Source organism: Pseudomonas sp. MBLB4136 (genome assembly GCF_051904765.1).
Lineage (GTDB): Bacteria > Pseudomonadota > Gammaproteobacteria > Pseudomonadales > Pseudomonadaceae > Aquipseudomonas.
Genome location: NZ_CP196713.1, coordinates 4,047,851 through 4,071,021, shown reverse-complemented (window position 1 = coordinate 4,071,021; position 23,171 = coordinate 4,047,851). Strand labels below are relative to the sequence as shown.

The following is a 23,171-nucleotide window of genomic DNA, read 5'->3' as shown; positions in this document are numbered from 1 at the left end:
GATGCGTTGGATTTTCCTGCTGTTGCTCGTACTCAACCTGTTCTATTACGTCTGGCACCAACAGCAGGCGCCGATGCGTGCGAAAGAGGTCGCGCCGCTAGCTCTGCTGCGTAGTGGCCAGGGCGATATCCGCCTGCTCAGCGAGTCAGCCGTGCCACTGCCGCGCGAGCAGCCCAGGGCGGCGCTTGAGGATACGGTCTGTCTGTTCTTGGGCAGCTTCGAGCAGAGAGCAGCAGCTCAGGCGTTGGAACAGCGCCTGATCAGTCTGGACATCCGTTCGAGCGTGCAGGCGATCGATGCCACTGCCGGCGTCGACTATTGGGTCTATCTTCCGCCGCTGGCGTCCCGTCAGGCGTCGCTGCGCCTGCTCAAGGAGCTGCAGGCGCGCAAGATCGACAGCTACATCATTGCCGAGGGTGAGCTGGCGAACGGTATATCGCTGGGAATATTCCCGAGAAGCGACTCGGCGCAGAGTGTCGTCGAGCGTTTGCGCGGCGCGGGCTATGAGCCGCTGCTGAAGGAATTGTCGCGTGCCGAGCGCAGCTACTGGGTGAGGGTCGCACCGGAGAGTCGGCGTCTGGCCGAGGATTCGTTGCTGCAGCGTTTGGCTTTAGACTTCAAAGGCTTACAGCATCAAATAAAACCGTGCGAAAGCATTGCAAGGCCCTCGCGGATTGAATAGAATGGCGCCCGCTTCGCAGGGTGGGTCCAGCGATGGATCTGTGGGGCGACTGGAAAAGCAGCTAACCTCAAGATTTTAAATGAGAAAATGCTTGACAGTAGGGTGGCATGAAAAGAGAATGCCGCCACCTTTTGGAGGGATTCCCGAGTGGCCAAAGGGATCAGACTGTAAATCTGACGTCATCGACTTCGAAGGTTCGAATCCTTCTCCCTCCACCAGATTTAGCGTGAGCTGAAGGCTCCGCGGGTATAGTTCAGTGGTAGAACCTCAGCCTTCCAAGCTGATGATGCGGGTTCGATTCCCGCTACCCGCTCCAGGTCTTCAGTCGGTAACAAGTGTTTCGCTCATGTAGCTCAGTTGGTAGAGCACACCCTTGGTAAGGGTGAGGTCAGCGGTTCAAATCCGCTCATGAGCTCCATTTGATGAAGGCAGATATGAGAATATCTGCCTTTGTTTTAATGGGCAGCGTGGCTTGCTCAATCCTTCATTGGGAGACGGTCAAAATGGCTAAAGAGAAGTTTGAACGTAACAAGCCGCACGTCAATGTCGGCACCATCGGTCACGTAGACCACGGTAAGACCACTCTGACCGCTGCTCTGACTCGCGTCTGCTCGGAAGTTTTCGGTTCCGCTCGCGTCGACTTCGACAAGATCGACAGCGCGCCGGAAGAGAAGGCTCGTGGTATCACCATCAACACCGCGCACGTAGAGTACGATTCCAACATTCGTCACTACGCGCACGTTGACTGCCCTGGCCACGCTGACTATGTGAAGAACATGATCACCGGTGCTGCGCAGATGGACGGCGCTATCCTGGTTTGCTCCGCTGCCGACGGCCCGATGCCGCAGACTCGCGAGCACATCCTGCTGTCCCGTCAGGTAGGCGTACCGTACATCGTCGTGTTCCTGAACAAGGCCGACATGGTCGACGACGCCGAGCTGCTCGAGCTGGTCGAGATGGAAGTTCGTGACCTGCTGTCGACCTACGACTTCCCGGGCGACGACACTCCGATCATCATCGGATCCGCGCTGATGGCTCTGAACGGCCAGGACGACAACGAGATGGGCACCACTGCCGTCAAGAAGCTCGTCGAGACTCTGGATACCTACATCCCTGAGCCGGTTCGTGCCATCGACAAGCCGTTCCTGATGCCGATCGAAGACGTGTTCTCGATCTCCGGTCGCGGCACCGTGGTTACCGGTCGTGTCGAGCGCGGTATCGTCAAGATCCAGGAAGAAATCGAGATCGTTGGTCTGCGTGACACCACCAAGACCACCTGCACCGGTGTCGAGATGTTCCGCAAGCTGCTCGACGAAGGTCGTGCTGGTGAGAACTGTGGCGTCCTGCTGCGCGGCACCAAGCGTGACGACGTAGAGCGTGGCCAGGTTCTGGCCAAGCCGGGCACCATCAAGCCGCACACCAAGTTCGAAGCTGAAGTGTACGTGCTGTCCAAGGAAGAAGGTGGTCGTCACACCCCGTTCTTCAAGGGCTACCGTCCGCAGTTCTACTTCCGTACTACCGACGTAACCGGTAGCTGCGAGCTGCCGGAAGGCGTTGAGATGGTAATGCCGGGCGACAACGTGAAAATGGTTGTCACCCTGATCAAGCCGATCGCCATGGAAGACGGCCTGCGATTCGCGATTCGCGAAGGCGGTCGTACCGTTGGTGCCGGCGTGGTTGCCAAGATCGTCGAGTAATCGGTTGATCTGTCTCCGTCAGGCCGGCATAATGGTCGGCCTGATTTTCATCTAGGTCAGTAGCTCAATTGGCAGAGCGGCGGTCTCCAAAACCGCAGGTTGGGGGTTCGATTCCCTCCTGACCTGCCATATTTCTAGCGAATATGGCGTGTCTTTCACAGGATCCTCGTAAATGAATGCTAATGCTGAGGCCAAAGACTCGCGCTTCGATCTGCTCAAGTGGCTGGTTGTAGTCGCTCTGGTCGTCGTGGGTGTGGTCGGTAATCAGTACTTCTCTGCCGAGCCGATTCTGTACCGTGTTCTGGTTTTGCTGGTTCTGGCTGGTGTTGCGGGCGCTGTGGCGCTGCAGACCGCTAAGGGGCAAGTGTTTACCGAGCTGGCCAAGGAAGCGCGCGTCGAGATTCGCAAGGTCGTCTGGCCGACGCGTCAGGAAACCACTCAGACCACGCTCATCGTGGTAGCTGTCGTCCTTGTGATGGCGCTGGTATTGTGGGGGCTTGATTCGTTGCTGGGCTGGCTTGTTTCGTTGATCGTAGGTTAAGGGTGTCCCGTGGCTAAGCGTTGGTACGTCGTGCATGCTTACTCGGGTTACGAGAAGCATGTTATGCGCTCGTTGATCGAGCGCGTCAAGCTCGCTGGCATGGAAGATGGCTTCGGCGAGATTCTGGTCCCTACCGAAGAAGTGGTAGAGATGCGCAATGGCCAGAAGCGCAAGAGCGAGCGCAAGTTCTTTCCGGGCTATGTCCTGGTGCAGATGGACATGAACGAGGGGACTTGGCACCTCGTCAAGGATACCCCGCGAGTCATGGGTTTCATTGGCGGCACTGCCGATAAGCCGGCGCCGATCACCGACAAAGAGGCTGAGGCCATTCTGCGTCGCGTCGCCGACAGCGGTGACAAGCCGAAGCCGAAGACCCTGTTCGAGCCGGGCGAGATGGTCCGCGTGGTCGATGGCCCATTCGCTGATTTCAGCGGCGTCGTCGAAGAAGTCAATTACGAAAAGAGCCGTATCCAGGTGGCGGTGACCATTTTTGGTCGTTCGACACCGGTCGAGCTGGAGTTTAGTCAGGTCGAAAAGGCATAACTGACACAAGCATCCCATACCCCGCAGTCTCGGACTGCGGGGTTTTGTCGTCACTGGGATAAATATGTAATCACCGGGGAGCCGCAAGGCGTTAGGACCCGTAATTGGAGTAGCTCATGGCTAAGAAGATAACGGCTTACATCAAGCTGCAAGTAAAGGCTGCACAGGCCAACCCGAGCCCGCCCGTTGGCCCGGCTCTGGGTCAGCACGGTGTGAACATCATGGAATTCTGCAAGGCGTTCAACGCCAAGACCCAGGGCATGGAGCCCGGTCTGCCGACTCCAGTGATCATCACTGTATACAGCGACCGCAGCTTCACCTTTGAAACCAAAAGCACCCCGGCTTCGGTTCTGCTGAAGAAGGCGGCAGGTCTGACCAGCGGCTCGGCTCGTCCGAACACCGTCAAGGTCGGCACCGTAACCCGTGCCCAGCTGGAAGAGATCGCCAAGACCAAAGAGGCTGATCTGACTGCAGCTGACCTGGATGCGGCCGTGCGTACCATCGCCGGTTCCGCTCGCAGCATGGGCCTGAACGTGGAGGGTGTGTAAATGGCTAAGTTGACTAAGCGTCAAAAGGCAATCGCCGCGAAAGTCGAAGCCGGCAAGGCTTATAACTTCGTGGAGGCAGCCGCGCTGCTGGCTGAGCTGTCGGCCGTCAAGTTCTCCGAGTCGGTGGACGTTGCGGTAAACCTCGGCGTCGATCCGCGTAAATCCGATCAGGTCGTACGTGGCGCTACCGTGCTGCCGAACGGCTCCGGTAAGAGCGTTCGCGTCGCCGTGTTCACCCAGGGTCCGGGCGCCGAGGCTGCTCTGGCCGCTGGCGCTGATCGCGTTGGCATGGACGACCTGGCTGCCGAAATGAAAGGCGGCGACCTGAACTATGACGTGGTCATCGCTTCGCCGGACGCCATGCGCGTTGTCGGTCAGCTGGGCCAGGTGCTGGGTCCGCGCGGTCTGATGCCGAACCCGAAGGTCGGTACCGTGACTCCGGACGTCGCTACCGCGGTGAAGAATGCCAAGGCTGGTCAGGTGCGTTTCCGTACCGACAAGAACGGCATCATCCACGGTTCCGTCGGCAAGGTTGGCTTCGAAGCCGAGAAGCTGAAGCAGAACGTTGAGGCGCTGATTGCTGACCTCAAGCGTCTGAAGCCGTCGACTTCCAAAGGTATCTACGTCAAGCGCGTGACCCTGAGCACCACCATGGGCCCGGGTCTGGTCATCGATCAGGCATCGCTGGACGTGTAATGAAATTGGCCGGCGGAGTTGCTCCGTCGGCCTGAAAGATTGGGGTCCCTGCCTGGCGGGGGCTGTCCAAGACCGTAGGTGGCGCAAGCCTTAAACCCGGGGAGCGATCCCCGCCAGCCTACGCAGATGGTGCTCCCGATTCGTACCGAATCAGACACCAAAACGCCGTCCAGCTTCGGTTGGACGAAACGGTAACATCCAGGAGTAAACCCGTGGCAATTAAACTCGAAGACAAGAAGGCCATCGTCGCTGAAGTCAACGAGGCTGCCAAAGCTGCCCTGTCCGCTGTCGTGGCCGATGCCCGTGGCGTGACCGTAGGTGCTATGACCGGACTCCGTAAAGAGGCCCGCGCATCTGGTGTGTACGTGAAAGTCGTACGTAACACCCTGCTGCGCCGCGCCGTTGAAGGCACTCAGTTCGACGTGCTCAACGACGTGTTCAAAGGCCCGACCCTGATCGCGTTCTCCAACGAACATCCGGGCGCTGCTGCTCGTATCTTCAAGGAATTCTCGAAGGGTCAGGACAAGTTCGAGATCAAGGCAGCTGCGTTCGAGGGTCAGTTCCTCGCAGCCAATCAGATCGACGTACTGGCAACACTGCCGACTTACAACGAAGCGATTTCTCAGCTGATGAGCGTGATGCAAGGCGCTACCAGCAAGTTCGTTCGTACTTTGGCGGCCGTTCGCGACCAGAAAGAAGGCGTTGCCGCCTGATTCAGGCCGTATAGTCCCCTTTCAATCTTATTTGTTTAATTTGATGGCCGCGAAGGCTGTCCCCCAATACAGGAATTAGAGTCATGGCTCTGACCAACGAAGACATCATCAACGCCGTATCCGACATGTCCGTGATGCAGGTTGTTGAACTGATCAAGGCAATGGAAGAGAAGTTCGGCGTTACCGCCGCCGCTGCTGTTGCTGCCGGCCCGGCTGCTGCCGCTGCTGCTGTCGAAGAGCAGACCGAGTTCAACATCGTTCTGGTTTCCGCCGGCGAGAAGAAAGTGAACGTCATCAAGGCCGTTCGCGAGCTGACCGGTCTGGGCCTGAAAGAAGCCAAGGCTGTTGTTGACGGCGCCCCGGGCGTGGTCAAGGAAGGCGCTTCGAAAGACGAAGCCGAAGCTGCCAAGAAGGCACTGGAGGAAGCTGGCGCCACTGTCGAGCTCAAGTAAGCGACGACTTTGCGTCTGCAGCCTAAGCGTCTCGCATAAGGCTGATGGCTGGTGGCTCTTGCCACCGGCCTTTTTCCGTTCTAGCTCGAGTATTCATGGCTCGGCCTGGCGCGGGAATTCCCACCCACTGAGGGTGGCGCAAACCTAGGGTTTGCAAGATTTTCTGGCTGCTCCCGTCGGAGAGGCCAAATAAGCAGGTGACCAAGCTGGGGAACGCTGATGGCTTACTCATACACTGAGAAAAAACGTATCCGCAAGGACTTTAGCAAGTTGCCGGATGTCATGGATGTGCCTTATCTCCTGGCCATCCAGCTGGATTCGTATCGCGAATTCCTGCAGGCGGGAGCGACCAAGGACCAGTTTCGCGACATCGGCCTGCATGCGGCCTTCAAGTCCGTTTTCCCGATTATCAGCTATTCCGGCAATGCTGCTCTGGAGTATGTCGGTTATCGCCTGGGCGAACCGGCCTTTGACGTCAAGGAATGCGTGCTGCGCGGCGTGACCTTCGCGGTGCCGCTGCGGGTGAAGGTTCGCTTGATCATTTTCGACAAAGAATCGTCGAACAAAGCGATCAAGGACATTAAAGAGCAAGAAGTTTACATGGGGGAAATCCCCCTGATGACCGAGAACGGTACCTTCGTTATCAACGGAACCGAGCGCGTCATCGTTTCCCAGCTGCACCGCTCCCCGGGCGTGTTCTTCGACCACGACCGCGGCAAGACCCACAGCTCCGGCAAGCTGCTGTACTCCGCGCGGATCATTCCGTACCGCGGTTCCTGGCTGGACTTCGAGTTCGATCCGAAGGACGCCGTGTTCGTGCGTATCGACCGCCGCCGCAAGCTGCCGGCCTCGGTCCTGCTGCGCGCCCTGGGTTACAGCACCGAAGAGATGCTGGACGCCTTCTATGACACCAACGTGTTCCATGTGAAGGGCGATTCCCTGAGCCTGGAACTGGTGCCGCAGCGCCTGCGTGGCGAAGTCGCCGTGCTCGACATCAAGGATGGCAACGGCAAGGTCATCGTCGAGCAGGGCCGCCGCATTACCGCGCGCCATATCAACCAGCTGGACAAGGCTGGCATCAAGGAGCTGGAGGTTCCGCTCGACTACCTGATCGGCCGCACCACGGCCAAGGTGATCGTGCACCCGGCTACCGGCGAGATCATCGCCGAGTGCAACACCGAGCTGACCCTGGATCTGCTGGTCAAGATCGCCAAGGCCCAGGTCGTGCGCATCGAGACCCTCTACACCAACGACATCGATTGCGGTCCGTTCATTTCCGATACCCTGAAGATCGACTCCACCACCAATCAGTTGGAAGCGCTGGTCGAGATCTATCGGATGATGCGTCCTGGCGAGCCGCCAACCAAGGATGCCGCCGAGACCCTGTTCAACAACCTGTTCTTCAGCGCCGAGCGCTACGACCTCTCCGCCGTTGGCCGGATGAAGTTCAACCGTCGTATCGGTCGTACCGAGATCGAAGGTTCCGGCGTGCTGAGCCGCGAAGACATCGTCGAGGTCCTCAAGACCCTGGTCGACATCCGCAACGGCAAGGGCATCGTCGACGACATCGACCACCTGGGTAACCGTCGTGTGCGTTGCGTCGGCGAGATGGCCGAGAATCAGTTCCGTGTCGGCCTGGTGCGCGTCGAGCGCGCGGTCAAGGAGCGTCTGTCGATGGCCGAAAGCGAAGGCCTGATGCCGCAGGACCTGATCAACGCCAAGCCGGTTGCGGCCGCGGTGAAGGAGTTCTTCGGTTCCAGCCAGCTCTCGCAGTTCATGGACCAGAACAACCCGCTCTCCGAGATCACCCACAAGCGCCGCGTTTCCGCGCTCGGCCCGGGCGGTCTGACCCGTGAGCGTGCCGGCTTCGAAGTCCGTGACGTACACCCGACCCACTACGGCCGCGTGTGCCCGATCGAGACCCCTGAAGGTCCGAACATCGGTCTGATCAACTCCCTGGCGGCCTATGCCCGCACCAACCAGTACGGCTTCCTCGAGAGCCCGTACCGTGTGGTAAAGGACACCCTGGTCACCGACGAGATCGTGTTCCTGTCGGCCATCGAAGAAGCCGATCACGTGATCGCCCAGGCTTCGGCGACGATGAACGAACAGGGCCAGCTGGTCGATGAGCTGGTGGCCGTGCGTCACCTCAACGAGTTCACCGTCAAGGCGCCGGAAGACGTCACCCTGATGGACGTTTCGCCGAAGCAGGTAGTTTCGGTCGCGGCCTCGCTGATCCCGTTCCTCGAGCACGACGACGCCAACCGCGCCCTCATGGGCTCCAACATGCAGCGTCAGGCGGTGCCGACCCTGCGTTCGGACAAGCCGCTGGTCGGTACCGGCATGGAGCGCAACGTCGCCCGTGACTCCGGCGTCTGCGTGGTCGCGCGTCGTGGCGGGGTGATCGACTCGGTCGATGCCAGCCGCATCGTGGTGCGGGTCAACGACGACGAAGTCGAAACCGGTGAAGCCGGCGTCGACATCTACAACCTGACCAAGTACACCCGCTCCAACCAGAACACCTGCATCAACCAGCGTCCGCTGGTGAGCAAGGGTGACAAGGTCGAGCGCAGCGACATCCTCGCCGACGGCCCGTCCACCGACATGGGTGAACTGGCCCTGGGTCAGAACATGCGCGTCGCGTTCATGCCGTGGAACGGTTACAACTTCGAAGACTCCATCCTCCTGTCGGAGCGTGTGGTCCAGGAAGACCGCTTCACCACGATCCACATCCAGGAACTGACCTGTGTGGCCCGTGACACCAAGCTCGGCCCGGAAGAAATCACCGCGGACATCCCGAACGTAGGTGAGGCTGCGCTGAACAAGCTGGACGAGGCCGGTATCGTCTATGTCGGTGCCGAAGTCGGCGCCGGTGACATCCTGGTCGGCAAGGTCACGCCCAAGGGCGAGACCCAACTGACTCCGGAAGAGAAGCTGCTGCGTGCGATCTTCGGTGAGAAGGCGTCCGACGTGAAGGACACCTCCCTGCGCGTGCCGACCGGCACCAAGGGCACCGTCATCGACGTGCAGGTCTTCACCCGTGATGGTGTCGAGCGTGATGCCCGTGCCCTGTCGATCGAGAAGATGCAGTTGGACGAGATCCGCAAGGACCTCAACGAGGAGTTCCGCATCGTCGAAGGCGCCACCTTCGAGCGTCTGCGTTCGGCCCTGGTCGGCAAGATCGCCGAGGGCGGTGCCGGCCTGAAGAAAGGCACCGAGGTGACCGACGAGTTCCTCGACGGCCTCGAGCGCGGCCAGTGGTTCAAGCTGCGCATGGCCGACGACGCGCTGAACGAGCAGTTGGAAAAGGCCCAGGCCTACATCTCCGACCGCCGTCAGCTGCTCGACGACAAGTTCGAAGACAAGAAGCGCAAGCTGCAGCAGGGCGACGACCTGGCACCGGGCGTGCTGAAGATCGTCAAGGTCTACCTGGCCATCCGCCGTCGCATCCAGCCGGGTGACAAGATGGCCGGTCGCCACGGTAACAAGGGTGTGGTCTCGGTGATCATGCCGGTCGAGGACATGCCGCACGATGCCAATGGCACGCCGGTGGACATCGTCCTCAACCCGCTGGGCGTACCGTCGCGTATGAACGTCGGGCAGATCCTCGAAACCCACCTGGGCCTGGCGGCCAAGGGCCTGGGCGAGAAGATCAACCGCATGCTCGAAGAGCAGCGCAAGGTCGCCGAGCTGCGGCAGTTCATGCAGCAGATCTACAACGAGATCGGCGGGCGTCAGGAAAACCTCGACGAGCTCAGCGACCAGGAAGTGCTGAACCTGGCGAAGAACCTGCGCGGCGGTGTGCCGATGGCCACTCCGGTGTTCGACGGCGCCAAGGAAAGCGAGATCAAGGCGATGCTCAAGCTCGCCGATCTGCCGGAGAGCGGCCAGATGCGCCTGTTCGACGGCCGTACTGGTAACCAGTTCGAGCGTCCGACCACCGTCGGCTACATGTACATGCTGAAACTGAACCACCTGGTGGACGACAAGATGCACGCGCGTTCCACGGGTTCCTACAGCCTGGTCACCCAGCAGCCGCTGGGTGGTAAGGCGCAGTTCGGTGGTCAGCGCTTCGGTGAGATGGAGGTGTGGGCACTGGAAGCCTACGGTGCCGCCTACACCCTGCAGGAAATGCTGACCGTGAAGTCGGACGACGTGAACGGCCGGACCAAGATGTACAAGAACATCGTGGACGGCGATCACCGTATGGAGCCGGGCATGCCCGAGTCCTTCAACGTACTGATCAAAGAGATCCGTTCGCTCGGTATCGACATCGATCTGGAAACCGAATAACACGTGACGCGAATCGGGAGTGGGGCGCTGTAGCCCACTCCCTGCTCCGCCAGGAGGAAAGGCCTTGAAAGACCTACTGAATTTGCTGAAAAACCAGGGTCAGATCGAAGAGTTCGACGCCATCCGTATCGGATTGGCCTCGCCTGAGATGATCCGTTCGTGGTCGTTCGGTGAAGTTAAAAAGCCGGAAACCATCAACTACCGTACCTTCAAGCCCGAGCGCGATGGTCTGTTCTGCGCCAAGATCTTTGGCCCGGTTAAGGACTATGAGTGCCTGTGCGGCAAGTACAAGCGCCTCAAGCACCGCGGCGTGATCTGCGAGAAGTGCGGCGTCGAAGTGGCCCTGGCCAAGGTTCGTCGTGAGCGCATGGCGCACATCGAACTGGCCTCGCCCTGTGCCCACATCTGGTTCCTCAAGTCGTTGCCGAGCCGCATCGGCTTGCTGATGGACATGACCCTGCGTGATATCGAACGCGTGCTCTATTTCGAGAGCTACGTGGTGATCGACCCGGGCATGACCACCCTGGAGAAGGGCCAGCTGCTGAACGACGAGCAGTACTTCGAAGCCCTCGAAGAGTTCGGTGACGACTTCGACGCGCGCATGGGCGCCGAAGCCGTGCGCGAGCTGCTGCACGCCATCGACCTGGAGCACGAGATCGGTCGCCTGCGCGAAGAGATTCCGCAGACCAACTCGGAAACCAAGATCAAGAAGCTGTCCAAGCGCCTGAAGCTGATGGAAGCCTTCCAGGGCTCCGGCAACCTGCCGGAGTGGATGATCCTCACCGTGCTGCCCGTGCTGCCGCCGGACCTGCGTCCGCTGGTACCGCTGGACGGCGGGCGTTTCGCCACCTCCGACCTGAACGACCTGTATCGCCGGGTGATCAACCGTAACAACCGCCTCAAGCGCCTGCTCGATCTGTCCGCGCCGGACATCATCGTGCGCAACGAAAAGCGCATGCTGCAGGAAGCGGTCGACGCCCTGCTGGACAACGGCCGTCGCGGTCGCGCCATCACCGGCTCGAACAAGCGTCCGCTGAAGTCCCTGGCCGATATGATCAAGGGTAAGCAGGGTCGCTTCCGTCAGAACCTGCTGGGTAAGCGCGTGGACTACTCCGGTCGTTCCGTGATCACCGTGGGCCCGACCCTGCGCCTGCACCAGTGCGGTCTGCCGAAGAAGATGGCCCTGGAACTGTTCAAGCCGTTCATTTTCGGCAAGCTGGAAATGCGTGGTCTGGCGACCACCATCAAGGCCGCCAAGAAGATGGTCGAGCGCGAGCTGCCGGAGGTGTGGGACGTGCTCGCCGAGGTGATCCGCGAACACCCCGTGCTGCTCAACCGTGCGCCGACCCTGCACCGTCTGGGTATCCAGGCGTTCGAGCCGGTGCTCATCGAAGGCAAGGCGATCCAGCTGCACCCGCTGGTCTGCGCGGCGTACAACGCCGACTTCGACGGTGACCAGATGGCCGTACACGTGCCGCTGACGCTGGAAGCCCAGCTGGAAGCGCGCGCGCTGATGATGTCGACCAACAACATCCTCTCGCCGGCCAACGGCGAGCCGATCATCGTGCCGTCGCAGGACGTGGTACTGGGTCTGTATTACATGACCCGCGAAGCCGTCAACGCCAAGGGCGAAGGCCGCGTGTTCGCCGACCTGCAGGAAGTCGACCGGGTGTTCCGCGCCGGCGAAGCCTCGCTGCATGCTCGCGTGAAGGTCCGGATCAACGAGACCATCAAGGAAAAGGACGGCTCGATCACCAAGAACACCCGCATCGTCGACACCACCGTCGGCCGCGCGCTGCTGTTCCAGATCGTTCCGGCCGGCATGCCTTACGACGTGGTCAACCAGTCGATGAAGAAGAAGGCGATCTCCAAGCTGATCAACCAGTGCTACCGCACCGTTGGCTTGAAGGACACCGTGATCTTCGCCGACCAGCTGATGTACACCGGTTTCGCCTACTCGACCATTTCCGGTGTGTCGATCGGCGTCAACGACTTCGTCATCCCGGACGAGAAGGCGCGGATCATCGACGCCGCCACCGAGGAAGTGAAGGAGATCGAGAGCCAGTACGCCTCCGGCCTGGTAACCCAGGGCGAGAAGTACAACAAGGTGATCGACCTGTGGTCGAAGGCCAACGACGAAGTGTCGAAGGCGATGATGGGCAACCTGTCGAAAGAGAAGGTCATCGATCGCGATGGCAACGAAGTCGAGCAGGAGTCCTTCAACTCCATGTACATGATGGCCGACTCCGGTGCGCGGGGTTCTGCTGCGCAGATCCGCCAGCTCGCCGGTATGCGTGGTCTGATGGCCAAGCCGGACGGCTCGATCATCGAAACGCCGATCACCGCGAACTTCCGCGAAGGTCTCTCGGTTCTGCAGTACTTCATCTCCACCCACGGTGCCCGTAAGGGTCTGGCGGATACCGCCCTGAAGACCGCGAACTCCGGTTACCTGACCCGTCGCCTGGTCGACGTGGCGCAGGACCTGGTGGTGACCGAGGTCGATTGCGGCACCGAGCAGGGTCTGCTGATGACCCCGCACATCGAAGGCGGCGACGTGGTCGAGCCCCTGGGTGAGCGCGTACTGGGCCGAGTGATCGCCCGTGACGTGTTCAAGCCGGGCACCGACGAAGTCATCGTCCCGGCCGGCACCCTGGTCGACGAGCAGTGGGTCGAGTTCATCGAGCTGAACAGCATCGACGAAGTGATCGTGCGTTCGCCGATCAGCTGCGAAACCCGCTACGGCATCTGCGCCAAGTGCTACGGTCGTGATCTGGCCCGTGGTCACCAGGTGAACATCGGTGAGGCGGTCGGCGTTATCGCTGCACAGTCGATCGGTGAGCCGGGTACCCAGCTGACCATGCGTACGTTCCACATCGGTGGTGCGGCCAGCCGGACCTCCGCAGCCGACAGCGTCCAGGTGAAGAACGGCGGCGCGATCCGCCTGCACAACCTCAAGCACGTCGAGCGCCTGGATGGCGCGCTGGTCGCGGTTTCGCGTTCCGGCGAGCTGGCGGTGGCCGACGAGTTCGGTCGCGAGCGCGAGCGCTACAAGCTGCCTTACGGTGCGGTGATTTCGGTCAAGGAAGGTGACAAGGTCGAAGCGGGCGCAATCGTCGCCAAGTGGGACCCGCACACCCACCCGATCGTCACCGAGATGATGGGTACCGTGACCTTCGTCGGCATGGAAGAAGGCATCACCATCAAGCGCCAGACCGACGAACTGACCGGTCTGACCAACATCGAGGTTCTCGATCCGAAGGATCGTCCGGCGTCCGGCAAGGACATCCGCCCGGCGGTCAAGCTGGTCGACGCCTCTGGCAAGGAACTGCTGCTGCCGGGCACCGACGTGCCGGCCCAGTACTTCCTGCCGGCCAACGCCCTGGTGGGTGTGGCTGACGGTGGTCAGGTCAACGTGGGTGACGTCATCGCACGTATCCCGCAGGAAACCTCGAAGACCCGCGACATCACCGGTGGTCTGCCGCGCGTTGCCGACCTGTTCGAGGCACGCCGGCCGAAAGAGCCGTCGATCCTCGCCGAGATCAGCGGCACCATCTCCTTCGGCAAGGAAACCAAGGGCAAGCGCCGCCTGGTGATCACGCCGACCGATGGCAGCGATCCTTACGAGGAGTTGATTCCGAAGTGGCGTCACCTCAACGTCTTCGAAGGCGAACAGGTGAATAAGGGCGAAGTCATTTCCGACGGTCCGAGCAACCCGCACGACATCCTGCGTCTGCTCGGTGTCAGCGCGCTGGCCAAGTACATCGTCAACGAGATCCAGGACGTTTACCGCCTGCAGGGCGTGAAGATCAACGACAAGCACATCGAGACCATCCTGCGGCAGATGCTGCGCAAGGTCGAAGTGTCCGAGTCGGGCGATTCCAGCTTCATCAAGGGCGACCAGATGGAACTGACCCAGGTGCTGGAAGAGAACGAGCGCCTGTCCGGCGACGATCGCTTCATCGCCAAGTACGAGCGCGTACTGCTGGGTATCACCAAGGCCTCGCTGTCCACCGAGTCGTTCATCTCGGCGGCGTCGTTCCAGGAAACCACCCGCGTTCTGACCGAAGCGGCGGTGACTGGCAAGCGCGACTTCCTGCGTGGCCTCAAGGAAAACGTTGTGGTGGGTCGTCTGATCCCCGCCGGTACCGGTCTGGCCTATCACAGCGAGCGCAAGCGCAAGCGTGATGCCGACAAGCCGGTCCGCGTCAGCGCCAGTGAGGTGGAAGCCGCACTGACCGAAGCGCTGAACTCCAGCGGTAGCTAATCGAGGGGGTGGCCCCGCGAGCTTGCTCGCGGGGCTTAGCCTTGACGAAGGGGGCGTGTCTCATTAGACTCATGCACCCCTAAATTTGGCAGGGCGTTCAGCTCTGCCATTTTGTTTATGTCGAAAGACAACAGTGGAGCTAGTAGATGGCAACTATCAACCAGCTGGTACGTCAGCCGCGCAAGCGTATCGTCGAGAAGTCCGACGTGCCTGCGCTGCAGAACTGCCCGCAGCGTCGTGGCGTGTGCACCCGCGTGTACACCACTACGCCGAAAAAACCTAACTCGGCACTGCGTAAAGTATGCCGTGTGCGCCTGACCAACGGTTTCGAGGTTTCCTCGTACATCGGTGGTGAAGGTCACAACCTGCAAGAGCACAGCGTGGTGCTGATCCGTGGCGGTCGTGTAAAAGACCTTCCGGGTGTGCGTTACCACACCGTGCGCGGTTCCCTGGACACCTCCGGTGTGAAGGGCCGTAACCAGGGTCGTTCGAAGTACGGTACCAAGCGTCCGAAATAATTCGGTGCGCTGACTGATTTTCTATTTATTGAGTCGATAAGAGTAAGGTCGGGCGACACCTAAGGGTGGGGTCCCGGGCTAACCTGAAGACCGTTTGAGGGCTTATCAATGCCAAGACGTCGCGTAGCAGCCAAGCGTGAGATTCTGGACGATCCGAAATACGGAAGCCAGATTCTCGCCAAGTTCATGAACCACGTAATGGAAAGCGGCAAGAAGGCCGTCGCCGAACGTATCGTTTATGGCGCGCTGGACAAAGTTAAAGAGCGCAAGAACAGCGATCCCCTGGAAATCTTCGAGAAAGCTCTCGACGCCATCGCTCCGCTGGTCGAAGTGAAGTCGCGCCGTGTTGGTGGTGCGACTTACCAGGTTCCGGTCGAAGTTCGTCCGTCTCGTCGTAACGCTCTGGCCATGCGCTGGTTGGTAGACTACGCCCGCAAGCGCGGCGAGAAGTCTATGGCTCTGCGTTTGGCTGGCGAGTTGCTGGATGCCGCTGAAGGCAAAGGTGCTGCAGTTAAGAAGCGTGAAGACGTGCACCGCATGGCTGAAGCCAACAAGGCGTTCTCGCACTACCGCTTCTAATTCTGGCAACACTAATTTTGCGAGGGCTTTATGGCTCGTACTACAGCAATTAACCGCTACCGTAACATTGGTATCTGTGCGCACGTTGACGCGGGCAAGACCACTACTACCGAGCGGATCCTGTTCTACACAGGTCTCAGCCACAAGATGGGTGAGGTGCACGACGGTGCTGCCACCACCGACTGGATGGTGCAGGAGCAGGAGCGCGGTATCACCATTACCTCCGCTGCCGTTACCACCTTCTGGAAAGGCTCCGTTGGTCAGTATGACAACTACCGCGTAAACGTCATCGATACCCCCGGCCACGTTGACTTCACTATTGAAGTAGAGCGTTCGCTGCGCGTACTCGATGGCGCCGTCGTGGTGTTCTGCGGCACTTCCGGTGTTGAGCCTCAGTCCGAAACCGTATGGCGTCAGGCCAACAAGTACGGCGTTCCGCGTGTTGTTTACGTGAATAAGATGGACCGTGCGGGTGCCAACTTCCTGCGCGTCATCGGTCAGATCAAGAACCGTCTGGGTCACACTCCGGTGCCGATCCAGCTGGCCATCGGTTCGGAAGATAACTTCCAGGGTCAGGTCGACCTGATCAAGATGAAGGCTATCTACTGGAACGAAGACGACAAAGGCACCACCTATCGTGAGGAAGAAATTCCGGCCGATATGCTGGAGCTCGCTGAAGAGTGGCGTTCGAACATGGTCGAGGCTGCGGCCGAGGCCAGCGAAGAGCTGATGAACAAGTACCTTGAAGAAGGTGAGCTGACCGTCGAAGAGATCAAGGCAGGTCTGCGTGCGCGCACCCTGGCTAGCGAGATCGTTCCGGCTGTTTGCGGTTCCTCCTTCAAGAACAAGGGCGTCCCTCTGGTTCTCGATGCTGTCATCGATTTCCTGCCTGCTCCGACCGAGATTCCGGCGATCAAGGGTATTCACCCTGACCTCATCGAGAAGCCGAAAGAAGAGCTGGTTGAGGCTGATTATGATGAGCGTCATGCGGATGACAACGAGCCGTTCTCGGCCCTGGCGTTCAAGATCGCTACCGACCCGTTCGTTGGTACTCTGACTTTCGTGCGCGTCTACTCGGGGTTCCTGACCTCGGGCGACTCCGTGATCAACTCGGTCAAGGGTAAGAAAGAGCGCGTTGGTCGTATGGTGCAGATGCACGCCAACCAGCGTGAAGAGATCAAAGAAGTACGCGCAGGTGACATCGCTGCTCTGATCGGCATGAAGGACGTCACCACTGGTGACACCCTGTGCAACGCCGACAAGCCGATCATCCTCGAGCGTATGGACTTCCCGGAGCCGGTGATCTCGGTAGCTGTTGAGCCGAAGACCAAGGCCGACCAGGAGAAGATGGGTATCGCACTGGGCAAGCTTGCTCAGGAAGACCCGTCGTTCCGCGTCAAGACCGACGAAGAGACCGGTCAGACCATCATCTCCGGTATGGGTGAGCTGCACCTGGACATCCTCGTTGACCGCATGAAGCGCGAGTTCAACGTCGAGGCCAACATCGGCAAGCCGCAGGTTTCCTACCGCGAGAAGATCACCAAGAGCTGCGAGATCGAAGGCAAGTTCGTGCGTCAGTCTGGTGGTCGTGGCCAGTTCGGTCACTGCTGGATCCGCTTTGCTCCGGCAGACGAAGGTCAGGAAGGTCTGGTATTCGTCAACGAAGTCGTGGGCGGTGTGGTTCCGAAGGAATACATCCCGGCCATCCAGAAGGGTATCGAAGAGCAGATGAAGAACGGCGTAGTTGCCGGTTATCCGCTCATCGGCCTCAAGGCGACCGTGTTCGACGGTTCCTACCATGACGTCGACTCCAACGAGATGGCGTTCAAGGTGGCGGCCTCCATGGCGACCAAGCAGCTGGCCCAGAAGGGTGGCGGTGTTGTGCTTGAGCCGATCATGAAAGTGGAAGTGGTAACCCCTGAAGACTACATGGGTGACGTGATGGGTGACCTGAATCGTCGTCGCGGTCTGATCCAGGGTATGGAAGACACAGTGTCCGGTAAGGTTATCCGTGCCGAAGTTCCGCTGGGTGAGATGTTCGGTTATGCGACCGACGTCCGTTCCATGTCTCAGGGTCGCGCCAGCTACTCCATGGAATTCTCCAAATACTCCGAAGCTCCGTCGAACATCGTCGAAGCACTGGTTAAAAAACAAGGCTGATTCAGCCCTTTAGGCAAGAGGTTCACTGTCGTGGCTAAAGAAAAATTTGAACGTAACAAACCGCACGTCAACGTTGGCACCATCGGTCACGTTGACCACGGTAAAACCACTCTGACCGCTGCTCTGACTCGCGTCTGCTCGGAAGTTTTCGGTTCCGCTCGCGTCGACTTCGACAAGATCGACAGCGCGCCGGAAGAGAAGGCTCGTGGTATCACCATCAACACCGCGCACGTAGAGTACGATTCCAACATTCGTCACTACGCGCACGTTGACTGCCCTGGCCACGCTGACTATGTGAAGAACATGATCACCGGTGCTGCGCAGATGGACGGCGCTATCCTGGTTTGCTCCGCTGCCGACGGCCCGATGCCGCAGACTCGCGAGCACATCCTGCTGTCCCGTCAGGTAGGCGTACCGTACATCGTCGTGTTCCTGAACAAGGCCGACATGGTCGACGACGCCGAGCTGCTCGAGCTGGTCGAGATGGAAGTTCGTGACCTGCTGTCGACCTACGACTTCCCGGGCGACGACACTCCGATCATCATCGGATCCGCGCTGATGGCTCTGAACGGCCAGGACGACAACGAGATGGGCACCACTGCCGTCAAGAAGCTCGTCGAGACTCTGGATACCTACATCCCTGAGCCGGTTCGTGCCATCGACAAGCCGTTCCTGATGCCGATCGAAGACGTGTTCTCGATCTCCGGTCGCGGCACCGTGGTTACCGGTCGTGTCGAGCGCGGTATCGTCAAGATCCAGGAAGAAATCGAGATCGTTGGTCTGCGTGACACCACCAAGACCACCTGCACCGGTGTCGAGATGTTCCGCAAGCTGCTCGACGAAGGTCGTGCTGGTGAGAACTGTGGCGTCCTGCTGCGCGGCACCAAGCGTGACGACGTAGAGCGTGGCCAGGTTCTGGCCAAGCCGGGCACCATCAAGCCGCACACCAAGTTCGAAGCTGAAGTGTACGTGCTGTCCAAGGAAGAAGGTGGTCGTCACACCCCGTTCTTCAAGGGCTACCGTCCGCAGTTCTACTTCCGTACTACCGACGTAACCGGTAGCTGCGAACTGCCGGAAGGCGTTGAGATGGTAATGCCGGGCGACAACGTGAAAATGGTTGTCACCCTGATCAAGCCGATCGCCATGGAAGACGGCCTGCGTTTCGCGATTCGCGAAGGCGGCCGTACCGTTGGTGCCGGCGTGGTTGCCAAGATCGTCGAGTAATCGATTGATCTGAGAAGAGCCCCCGCTTGCGGGGGCTTTTTTATTGGGTTGACACCCATAGGGGGCGTCTATAGAATTGCGCCTCCTTTTAACGGGCGTATTGCGTCCGTTGGGAATAGCAGCTTGGAATCTGAGGTCAAAATGCAAAACCAACAAATCCGTATTCGGTTGAAGGCTTTTGACCATCGCCTGATCGATCAATCTACCCAGGAAATCGTGGAAACCGCGAAACGTACTGGTGCTCAGGTGCGTGGTCCGATTCCTCTGCCTACCCGCAAAGAGCGGTACACAGTGCTGACTTCTCCGCACGTCAACAAAGACGCGCGTGATCAGTATGAAATTCGTACCCACAAGCGTGTTCTGGACATCGTCCAGCCGACGGATAAAACCGTCGATGCGCTGATGAAGCTCGATCTTGCGGCTGGCGTGGAAGTGCAGATCAGCCTCGGCTAAAACCTTGGGGTTTTAGTCGTGTAACGCTCTGAAATGGGCGGCCATAGCGGGTGAGAGCCCCGTACACTCATGAGGTTTACAACATGACTATTGGTGTAGTCGGTCGTAAGTGCGGCATGACCCGCATTTTCACCGAAGAAGGTGTCTCCATTCCGGTCACGGTCATTGAGATCGAGCCGAATCGCGTCACCCAGTTCAAAACTGAGGAGTCCGATGGCTATCGCGCAGTGCAGGTCACTGTCGGCGAGCGCCGCGCCTCTCGTGTCAGCAAGGCTCAGGCCGGTCACTTCGCCAAGGCGAACGTCGCGGCGGGTCGTGGTGTTTGGGAATTCCGTCTCGAAGACGGCGAGTACCAGGCTGGCGACCAGATCAACGCTGAAATTTTCCAAGCTGGTCAGCTGGTGGATGTCACCGGTCAGTCCAAGGGTAAAGGCTTTGCCGGTACCATCAAGCGTTGGAACTTCCGCGGCCAAGACAACACTCACGGTAACTCCGTGTCCCACCGCGTACCGGGCTCCATCGGCCAGTGCCAGACTCCGGGTCGCGTCTTCAAGGGCAAGAAAATGTCCGGTCACATGGGCGCTGAGCGTGTGACTGTGCAGTCCCTGGAAGTAGTGCGCGTCGACGCTGAACGCAACCTGCTGTTGGTCAAGGGTGCCGTTCCTGGCGCTACTGGCGGCAACCTGGTTGTGCGTCCGGCAGCCAAGGCTCGCGGTTAAGGGGAAGCTGACATGCAATTAAATGTAAATGGCGCTCAGGCGATCGAAGTTTCCGAAGCGACCTTCGGCGGCGAGTTCAACGAGACCCTGGTTCACCAAGCAGTTGTGGCCTACATGGCTGGCGGCCGTCAGGGCAGCAAGCAGCAGAAGACCCGTTCCGACGTGTCTGGCGGCGGCAAGCGTCCGTGGCGTCAGAAGGGCACTGGTCGTGCCCGTGCCGGTACCACCCGTGGTCCGATCTGGCGTGGCGGTGGCGTGACTTTCGCGGCGCGTCCGCAGAATCACGACCAGAAGCTGAACAAGAAGATGTATCGCGCGGCCATCCGTTCGATTCTTGCTGAGCTGGTGCGTACCGACCGTCTGGTCGTGGTTGAGGACTTCTCCGTAGAAGCGCCGAAGACCAAAGAACTGCTGGGCAAGCTGAATGGCATGGGTCTGAACGACGTTCTGATCGTGTCTGATGCCGTTGACCAGAATCTGTACCTGGCTGCCCGTAACCTGCCGCATGTCGATGTTCGTGACGTGCAGGGTTCCGATCCGGTCAGTCTGATCGCGTACGAAAAGGTGCTGGTCACCGTTTCTGCCGTGAAGAAATTCGAGGAGCTGCTGGGATGAACCAGGAACGCGTATTCAAAGTGCTGCTTGGCCCGCACATCTCCGAGAAGGCCACTCTGCTGGCTGACAAGAAAAGCCAGTTCGTTTTCAAGGTTGCAACCGATGCAACCAAGCTGGAAATCAAGAAGGCCGTCGAAAGCCTGTTCAGCGTGAAGGTTGAGCGCGTGACTACTCAGAACGTTCTGGGTAAGAGCAAGCGCACCGCTCGCGGTCTGGGCAAGCGTAACGACTGGAAGAAGGCGATCATCTCCCTTCAGCCGGGCCAAGATCTCGATTTCGCCAGCAGTGCTGAGTAAGGAAGGGGTGCATCATGGCAATCGTTAAATGCAAACCGACTTCCGCTGGCCGCCGTTTTGTGGTCAAGGTGGTCAACCAGGAGCTTCACAAAGGCGCTCCCTACGCTCCGCTGCTCGAGAAGAAGTCGAAGACTGGCGGTCGTAACAACAATGGCCGTATCACCACCCGTCATATCGGTGGTGGCCATAAGCAGCATTACCGTCTGGTCGACTTCCGTCGCAACGACAAGGATGGCATTCCAGCCACCGTCGAGCGCGTGGAATACGATCCGAACCGTACTGCTCACATCGCTCTGCTGAAGTATGCCGACGGCGAACGCCGCTACATCATCGCGCCCAAGGGCGTGGTAGCTGGCGATCAGCTGGTATCCGGTGCTATGGCGCCGATCAAGGCCGGTAACAGCCTGCAGCTGCGCAACATTCCGGTGGGTTCGACCGTTCACGGTATCGAGCTGAAGCCGGGCAAGGGTGCCCAGATCGCTCGTTCCGCTGGTGCTTCGGCTCAGCTGATCGCCCGTGAAGGCGTCTATGTGACTCTGCGTCTGCGTTCCGGCGAGATGCGCAAAGTATTGGCCGAGTGCCGTGCGACCCTGGGCGAAGTCTCGAACTCCGAGCACAGCCTGCGTTCGCTGGGTAAGGCCGGTGCCAAGCGCTGGCGTGGCGTTCGCCCGACCGTTCGTGGTGTTGCCATGAACCCGGTCGACCACCCACACGGTGGTGGTGAAGGTCGTACCTCTGGTGGTCGTCATCCGGTGTCTCCATGGGGCTTCCCGACTAAGGGCGCGAAGACTCGTGGTAACAAGCGCACCGATAACATGATCGTCCGTCGTCGCAAGTAAATAGAGGGATACGACAGTGCCACGTTCTCTGAAAAAAGGTCCTTTTATTGATCTTCACCTACTGAAGAAGATCGAAGTGGCGGTGGAGAAGAACGATCGCAAGCCGGTGAAAACCTGGTCGCGCCGTTCGATGATCCTGCCGCAGATGGTCGGTCTGACCATCGCTGTACATAACGGTCGTCAGCATGTCCCGGTTCTCGTGAACGAAGACATGGTCGGTCACAAACTGGGCGAGTTCGCCGGTACCCGCACTTATCGTGGGCACGTGGCTGACAAGAAAGCCAAGCGTTAAGGGGTAAGGAACGATGGAAGTAGCCGCTAAGTTGTCGGGCGCTCGAATCTCCGCCCAGAAAGCCCGCTTGGTCGCCGACCAGATCCGCGGGAAGAAGGTGGGCGAAGCGCTCAACCTGTTGGCTTTCAGCAGTAAGAAAGCCGCGGAAATTATGAAGAAAGTGCTGGAGTCGGCCGTTGCCAACGCCGAGCACAACGAAGGCGCCGACGTGGATGACCTCAAGGTCAGCACCGTTTTCGTTAACGAAGGGCGTTCGCTGAAGCGAATCATGCCGCGTGCCAAGGGCCGCGCTGATCGCATCGTCAAGCGGTCTTGCCATATCACTGTCAAGGTTGCGGACAAGTAACGGAGTCGATCAGATGGGTCAGAAAGTACATCCCACTGGCATTCGCCTGGGAATCGTCAAGGATCACACCTCCGTCTGGTACGCAGACGGTCGGACTTATGCGGACTACTTGTTCGCTGATCTGAAGGTGCGTGAGTATCTCCAAGACAAACTAAAAAGCGCGTCCGTAAGCCGTATCGACATTGCTCGCCCGGCTCAAACCGCACGCATCACCATCCACACCGCCCGTCCCGGTATCGTGATCGGCAAGAAAGGTGAAGATGTTGAGAAGCTGCGTCAGGACCTGACCAAGCAAATGGGTGTGCCGGTGCACATCAACATCGAAGAGATCCGCAAGCCGGAGCTCGACGCGATGCTGGTTGCCCAAAGCGTTGCCCAGCAGCTGGAGCGTCGTGTGATGTTCCGTCGCGCCATGAAGCGCGCCGTACAGAACGCCATGCGCATTGGTGCCAAAGGCATCAAGATCCAGGTAAGTGGTCGTCTCGGCGGTGCGGAAATCGCACGTACCGAGTGGTACCGCGAAGGTCGTGTGCCGCTGCACACCCTGCGCGCTGACATTGACTACAACACCTACGAAGCGCACACCACCTACGGTGTGATCGGTGTCAAGGTTTGGATCTTCAAGGGTGAGGTCATCGGTGGCCGCCAAGAAGAGCTGAAGCCGCAGGCGCCCGCTCCTCGTAAAAAAGCTGCCAAGTAAG

General features: G+C 59.4%; 22 protein-coding genes and 4 tRNA genes. All 26 read left to right on the top strand.

Annotation, left to right across the window (positions count from 1 at the left end; translation table 11 throughout):
• Position 1 precedes the first annotated feature (1 nt).
• Positions 2–682 (top strand): SPOR domain-containing protein, encoded by a 681-nt coding sequence (locus ACSX1D_RS18735; protein WP_439859914.1) that lies wholly within the window; start codon positions 2–4, stop codon positions 680–682.
• 133 nt (positions 683–815) lie between these two features.
• Positions 816–900 (top strand) — tRNA-Tyr (locus ACSX1D_RS18730).
• Positions 901–924: 24 nt separating this feature from the next.
• Positions 925–998, top strand: a tRNA-Gly gene (locus ACSX1D_RS18725).
• Between the two features lie 26 nt (positions 999–1,024).
• Positions 1,025–1,100 (top strand) — tRNA-Thr (locus tag ACSX1D_RS18720).
• 85 nt (positions 1,101–1,185) lie between these two features.
• Positions 1,186–2,379 (top strand): elongation factor Tu, encoded by a 1,194-nt coding sequence (tuf, locus tag ACSX1D_RS18715; protein WP_015278291.1) that lies wholly within the window; start codon positions 1,186–1,188, stop codon positions 2,377–2,379.
• 53 nt (positions 2,380–2,432) lie between these two features.
• Positions 2,433–2,508, top strand: a tRNA-Trp gene (locus ACSX1D_RS18710).
• A 43-nt stretch (positions 2,509–2,551) separates the two neighbouring features.
• Entirely contained in the window at positions 2,552–2,920 is a 369-nt protein-coding gene (secE, locus tag ACSX1D_RS18705; RefSeq protein ID WP_439859913.1) for a preprotein translocase subunit SecE, read from the top strand.
• A 9-nt stretch (positions 2,921–2,929) separates the two neighbouring features.
• A complete protein-coding gene (gene nusG / locus ACSX1D_RS18700) occupies positions 2,930–3,463 on the top strand; it encodes a transcription termination/antitermination protein NusG (RefSeq protein WP_255837023.1) in 534 nt (177 codons plus the stop codon).
• 116 nt (positions 3,464–3,579) lie between these two features.
• Positions 3,580–4,011 carry a 50S ribosomal protein L11 gene (gene rplK, locus ACSX1D_RS18695; protein ID WP_213641507.1) on the top strand — a complete coding sequence of 144 codons (432 nt, stop codon included), beginning with the start codon at positions 3,580–3,582 and terminating at the stop codon, positions 4,009–4,011.
• Complete coding sequence (gene rplA, locus ACSX1D_RS18690; protein ID WP_439859912.1) at positions 4,012–4,707, top strand: 50S ribosomal protein L1; 696 nt, start codon at positions 4,012–4,014, stop codon at positions 4,705–4,707.
• Positions 4,708–4,919: 212 nt separating this feature from the next.
• Complete coding sequence (gene rplJ / locus ACSX1D_RS18685; protein ID WP_213641505.1) at positions 4,920–5,420, top strand: 50S ribosomal protein L10; 501 nt, start codon at positions 4,920–4,922, stop codon at positions 5,418–5,420.
• 83 nt (positions 5,421–5,503) lie between these two features.
• The gene (rplL, locus tag ACSX1D_RS18680) at positions 5,504–5,872 is read left to right on the top strand and encodes a 50S ribosomal protein L7/L12 (RefSeq protein ID WP_255837027.1); all 369 of its coding nucleotides are present in this window, start codon (positions 5,504–5,506) and stop codon (positions 5,870–5,872) included.
• A 219-nt stretch (positions 5,873–6,091) separates the two neighbouring features.
• Positions 6,092–10,165, top strand: a complete 4,074-nt coding sequence (gene rpoB / locus ACSX1D_RS18675; RefSeq protein ID WP_439859911.1) for a DNA-directed RNA polymerase subunit beta — start codon at positions 6,092–6,094, stop codon at positions 10,163–10,165.
• Between the two features lie 64 nt (positions 10,166–10,229).
• Positions 10,230–14,429 (top strand): DNA-directed RNA polymerase subunit beta', encoded by a 4,200-nt coding sequence (gene rpoC, locus ACSX1D_RS18670; protein ID WP_439859910.1) that lies wholly within the window; start codon positions 10,230–10,232, stop codon positions 14,427–14,429.
• Between the two features lie 146 nt (positions 14,430–14,575).
• Positions 14,576–14,947 carry a 30S ribosomal protein S12 gene (gene rpsL, locus ACSX1D_RS18665; protein WP_003186084.1) on the top strand — a complete coding sequence of 124 codons (372 nt, stop codon included), beginning with the start codon at positions 14,576–14,578 and terminating at the stop codon, positions 14,945–14,947.
• Positions 14,948–15,055: 108 nt separating this feature from the next.
• Positions 15,056–15,526 (top strand): 30S ribosomal protein S7, encoded by a 471-nt coding sequence (gene rpsG / locus ACSX1D_RS18660; RefSeq protein ID WP_008089143.1) that lies wholly within the window; start codon positions 15,056–15,058, stop codon positions 15,524–15,526.
• A 30-nt stretch (positions 15,527–15,556) separates the two neighbouring features.
• Positions 15,557–17,686 (top strand): elongation factor G, encoded by a 2,130-nt coding sequence (fusA, locus tag ACSX1D_RS18655; protein ID WP_439859909.1) that lies wholly within the window; start codon positions 15,557–15,559, stop codon positions 17,684–17,686.
• A 30-nt stretch (positions 17,687–17,716) separates the two neighbouring features.
• Positions 17,717–18,910 carry an elongation factor Tu gene (gene tuf / locus ACSX1D_RS18650; RefSeq protein ID WP_015278291.1) on the top strand — a complete coding sequence of 398 codons (1,194 nt, stop codon included), beginning with the start codon at positions 17,717–17,719 and terminating at the stop codon, positions 18,908–18,910.
• A gap of 141 nt (positions 18,911–19,051) precedes the next feature.
• Positions 19,052–19,363 carry a 30S ribosomal protein S10 gene (gene rpsJ, locus ACSX1D_RS18645; protein ID WP_213641498.1) on the top strand — a complete coding sequence of 104 codons (312 nt, stop codon included), beginning with the start codon at positions 19,052–19,054 and terminating at the stop codon, positions 19,361–19,363.
• Between the two features lie 83 nt (positions 19,364–19,446).
• Positions 19,447–20,082 carry a 50S ribosomal protein L3 gene (rplC, locus tag ACSX1D_RS18640; RefSeq protein WP_439859908.1) on the top strand — a complete coding sequence of 212 codons (636 nt, stop codon included), beginning with the start codon at positions 19,447–19,449 and terminating at the stop codon, positions 20,080–20,082.
• A 12-nt stretch (positions 20,083–20,094) separates the two neighbouring features.
• On the top strand, positions 20,095–20,697 hold the full coding sequence (gene rplD, locus ACSX1D_RS18635) for a 50S ribosomal protein L4 (protein ID WP_439859907.1): 603 nt from the start codon (positions 20,095–20,097) through the stop codon (positions 20,695–20,697).
• Complete coding sequence (gene rplW / locus ACSX1D_RS18630; RefSeq protein WP_069901955.1) at positions 20,694–20,993, top strand: 50S ribosomal protein L23; 300 nt, start codon at positions 20,694–20,696, stop codon at positions 20,991–20,993. Before rplD ends, rplW begins: the two co-directional genes overlap by 4 nt.
• 14 nt (positions 20,994–21,007) lie before the next feature.
• Positions 21,008–21,832 carry a 50S ribosomal protein L2 gene (rplB, locus tag ACSX1D_RS18625; protein WP_255837033.1) on the top strand — a complete coding sequence of 275 codons (825 nt, stop codon included), beginning with the start codon at positions 21,008–21,010 and terminating at the stop codon, positions 21,830–21,832.
• Positions 21,833–21,848: 16 nt separating this feature from the next.
• Complete coding sequence (gene rpsS, locus ACSX1D_RS18620; RefSeq protein WP_010486981.1) at positions 21,849–22,124, top strand: 30S ribosomal protein S19; 276 nt, start codon at positions 21,849–21,851, stop codon at positions 22,122–22,124.
• 13 nt (positions 22,125–22,137) lie between these two features.
• Positions 22,138–22,470: a 50S ribosomal protein L22 gene (rplV, locus tag ACSX1D_RS18615; protein WP_003103908.1), complete on the top strand. Its 333-nt coding sequence runs from the start codon at positions 22,138–22,140 to the stop codon at positions 22,468–22,470.
• 13 nt (positions 22,471–22,483) lie between these two features.
• Complete coding sequence (rpsC, locus tag ACSX1D_RS18610) at positions 22,484–23,170, top strand: 30S ribosomal protein S3 (protein ID WP_318643766.1); 687 nt, start codon at positions 22,484–22,486, stop codon at positions 23,168–23,170.
• Position 23,171: the final 1 nt, after the last annotated feature.

What these genes read in the sequence shown, in the direction of transcription:
- ACSX1D_RS18735 (WP_439859914.1), top strand. Translation starts at nt 2, where the DNA reads ATGCGTTGGATTTTCCTGCTGTTGCTCGTACTCAACCTGTTCTATTAC.
- tuf (WP_015278291.1), top strand. Translation starts at nt 1,186, where the DNA reads ATGGCTAAAGAGAAGTTTGAACGTAACAAGCCGCACGTCAATGTCGGC.
- secE (WP_439859913.1), top strand. Translation starts at nt 2,552, where the DNA reads ATGAATGCTAATGCTGAGGCCAAAGACTCGCGCTTCGATCTGCTCAAG.
- rplK (WP_213641507.1), top strand. Translation starts at nt 3,580, where the DNA reads ATGGCTAAGAAGATAACGGCTTACATCAAGCTGCAAGTAAAGGCTGCA.
- rplA (WP_439859912.1), top strand. Translation starts at nt 4,012, where the DNA reads ATGGCTAAGTTGACTAAGCGTCAAAAGGCAATCGCCGCGAAAGTCGAA.
- rplL (WP_255837027.1), top strand. Translation starts at nt 5,504, where the DNA reads ATGGCTCTGACCAACGAAGACATCATCAACGCCGTATCCGACATGTCC.
- rpoB (WP_439859911.1), top strand. Translation starts at nt 6,092, where the DNA reads ATGGCTTACTCATACACTGAGAAAAAACGTATCCGCAAGGACTTTAGC.
- rpsL (WP_003186084.1), top strand. Translation starts at nt 14,576, where the DNA reads ATGGCAACTATCAACCAGCTGGTACGTCAGCCGCGCAAGCGTATCGTC.
- rpsG (WP_008089143.1), top strand. Translation starts at nt 15,056, where the DNA reads ATGCCAAGACGTCGCGTAGCAGCCAAGCGTGAGATTCTGGACGATCCG.
- fusA (WP_439859909.1), top strand. Translation starts at nt 15,557, where the DNA reads ATGGCTCGTACTACAGCAATTAACCGCTACCGTAACATTGGTATCTGT.
- rpsJ (WP_213641498.1), top strand. Translation starts at nt 19,052, where the DNA reads ATGCAAAACCAACAAATCCGTATTCGGTTGAAGGCTTTTGACCATCGC.
- rplC (WP_439859908.1), top strand. Translation starts at nt 19,447, where the DNA reads ATGACTATTGGTGTAGTCGGTCGTAAGTGCGGCATGACCCGCATTTTC.
- rplD (WP_439859907.1), top strand. Translation starts at nt 20,095, where the DNA reads ATGCAATTAAATGTAAATGGCGCTCAGGCGATCGAAGTTTCCGAAGCG.
- rplW (WP_069901955.1), top strand. Translation starts at nt 20,694, where the DNA reads ATGAACCAGGAACGCGTATTCAAAGTGCTGCTTGGCCCGCACATCTCC.
- rplB (WP_255837033.1), top strand. Translation starts at nt 21,008, where the DNA reads ATGGCAATCGTTAAATGCAAACCGACTTCCGCTGGCCGCCGTTTTGTG.
- rplV (WP_003103908.1), top strand. Translation starts at nt 22,138, where the DNA reads ATGGAAGTAGCCGCTAAGTTGTCGGGCGCTCGAATCTCCGCCCAGAAA.
- rpsC (WP_318643766.1), top strand. Translation starts at nt 22,484, where the DNA reads ATGGGTCAGAAAGTACATCCCACTGGCATTCGCCTGGGAATCGTCAAG.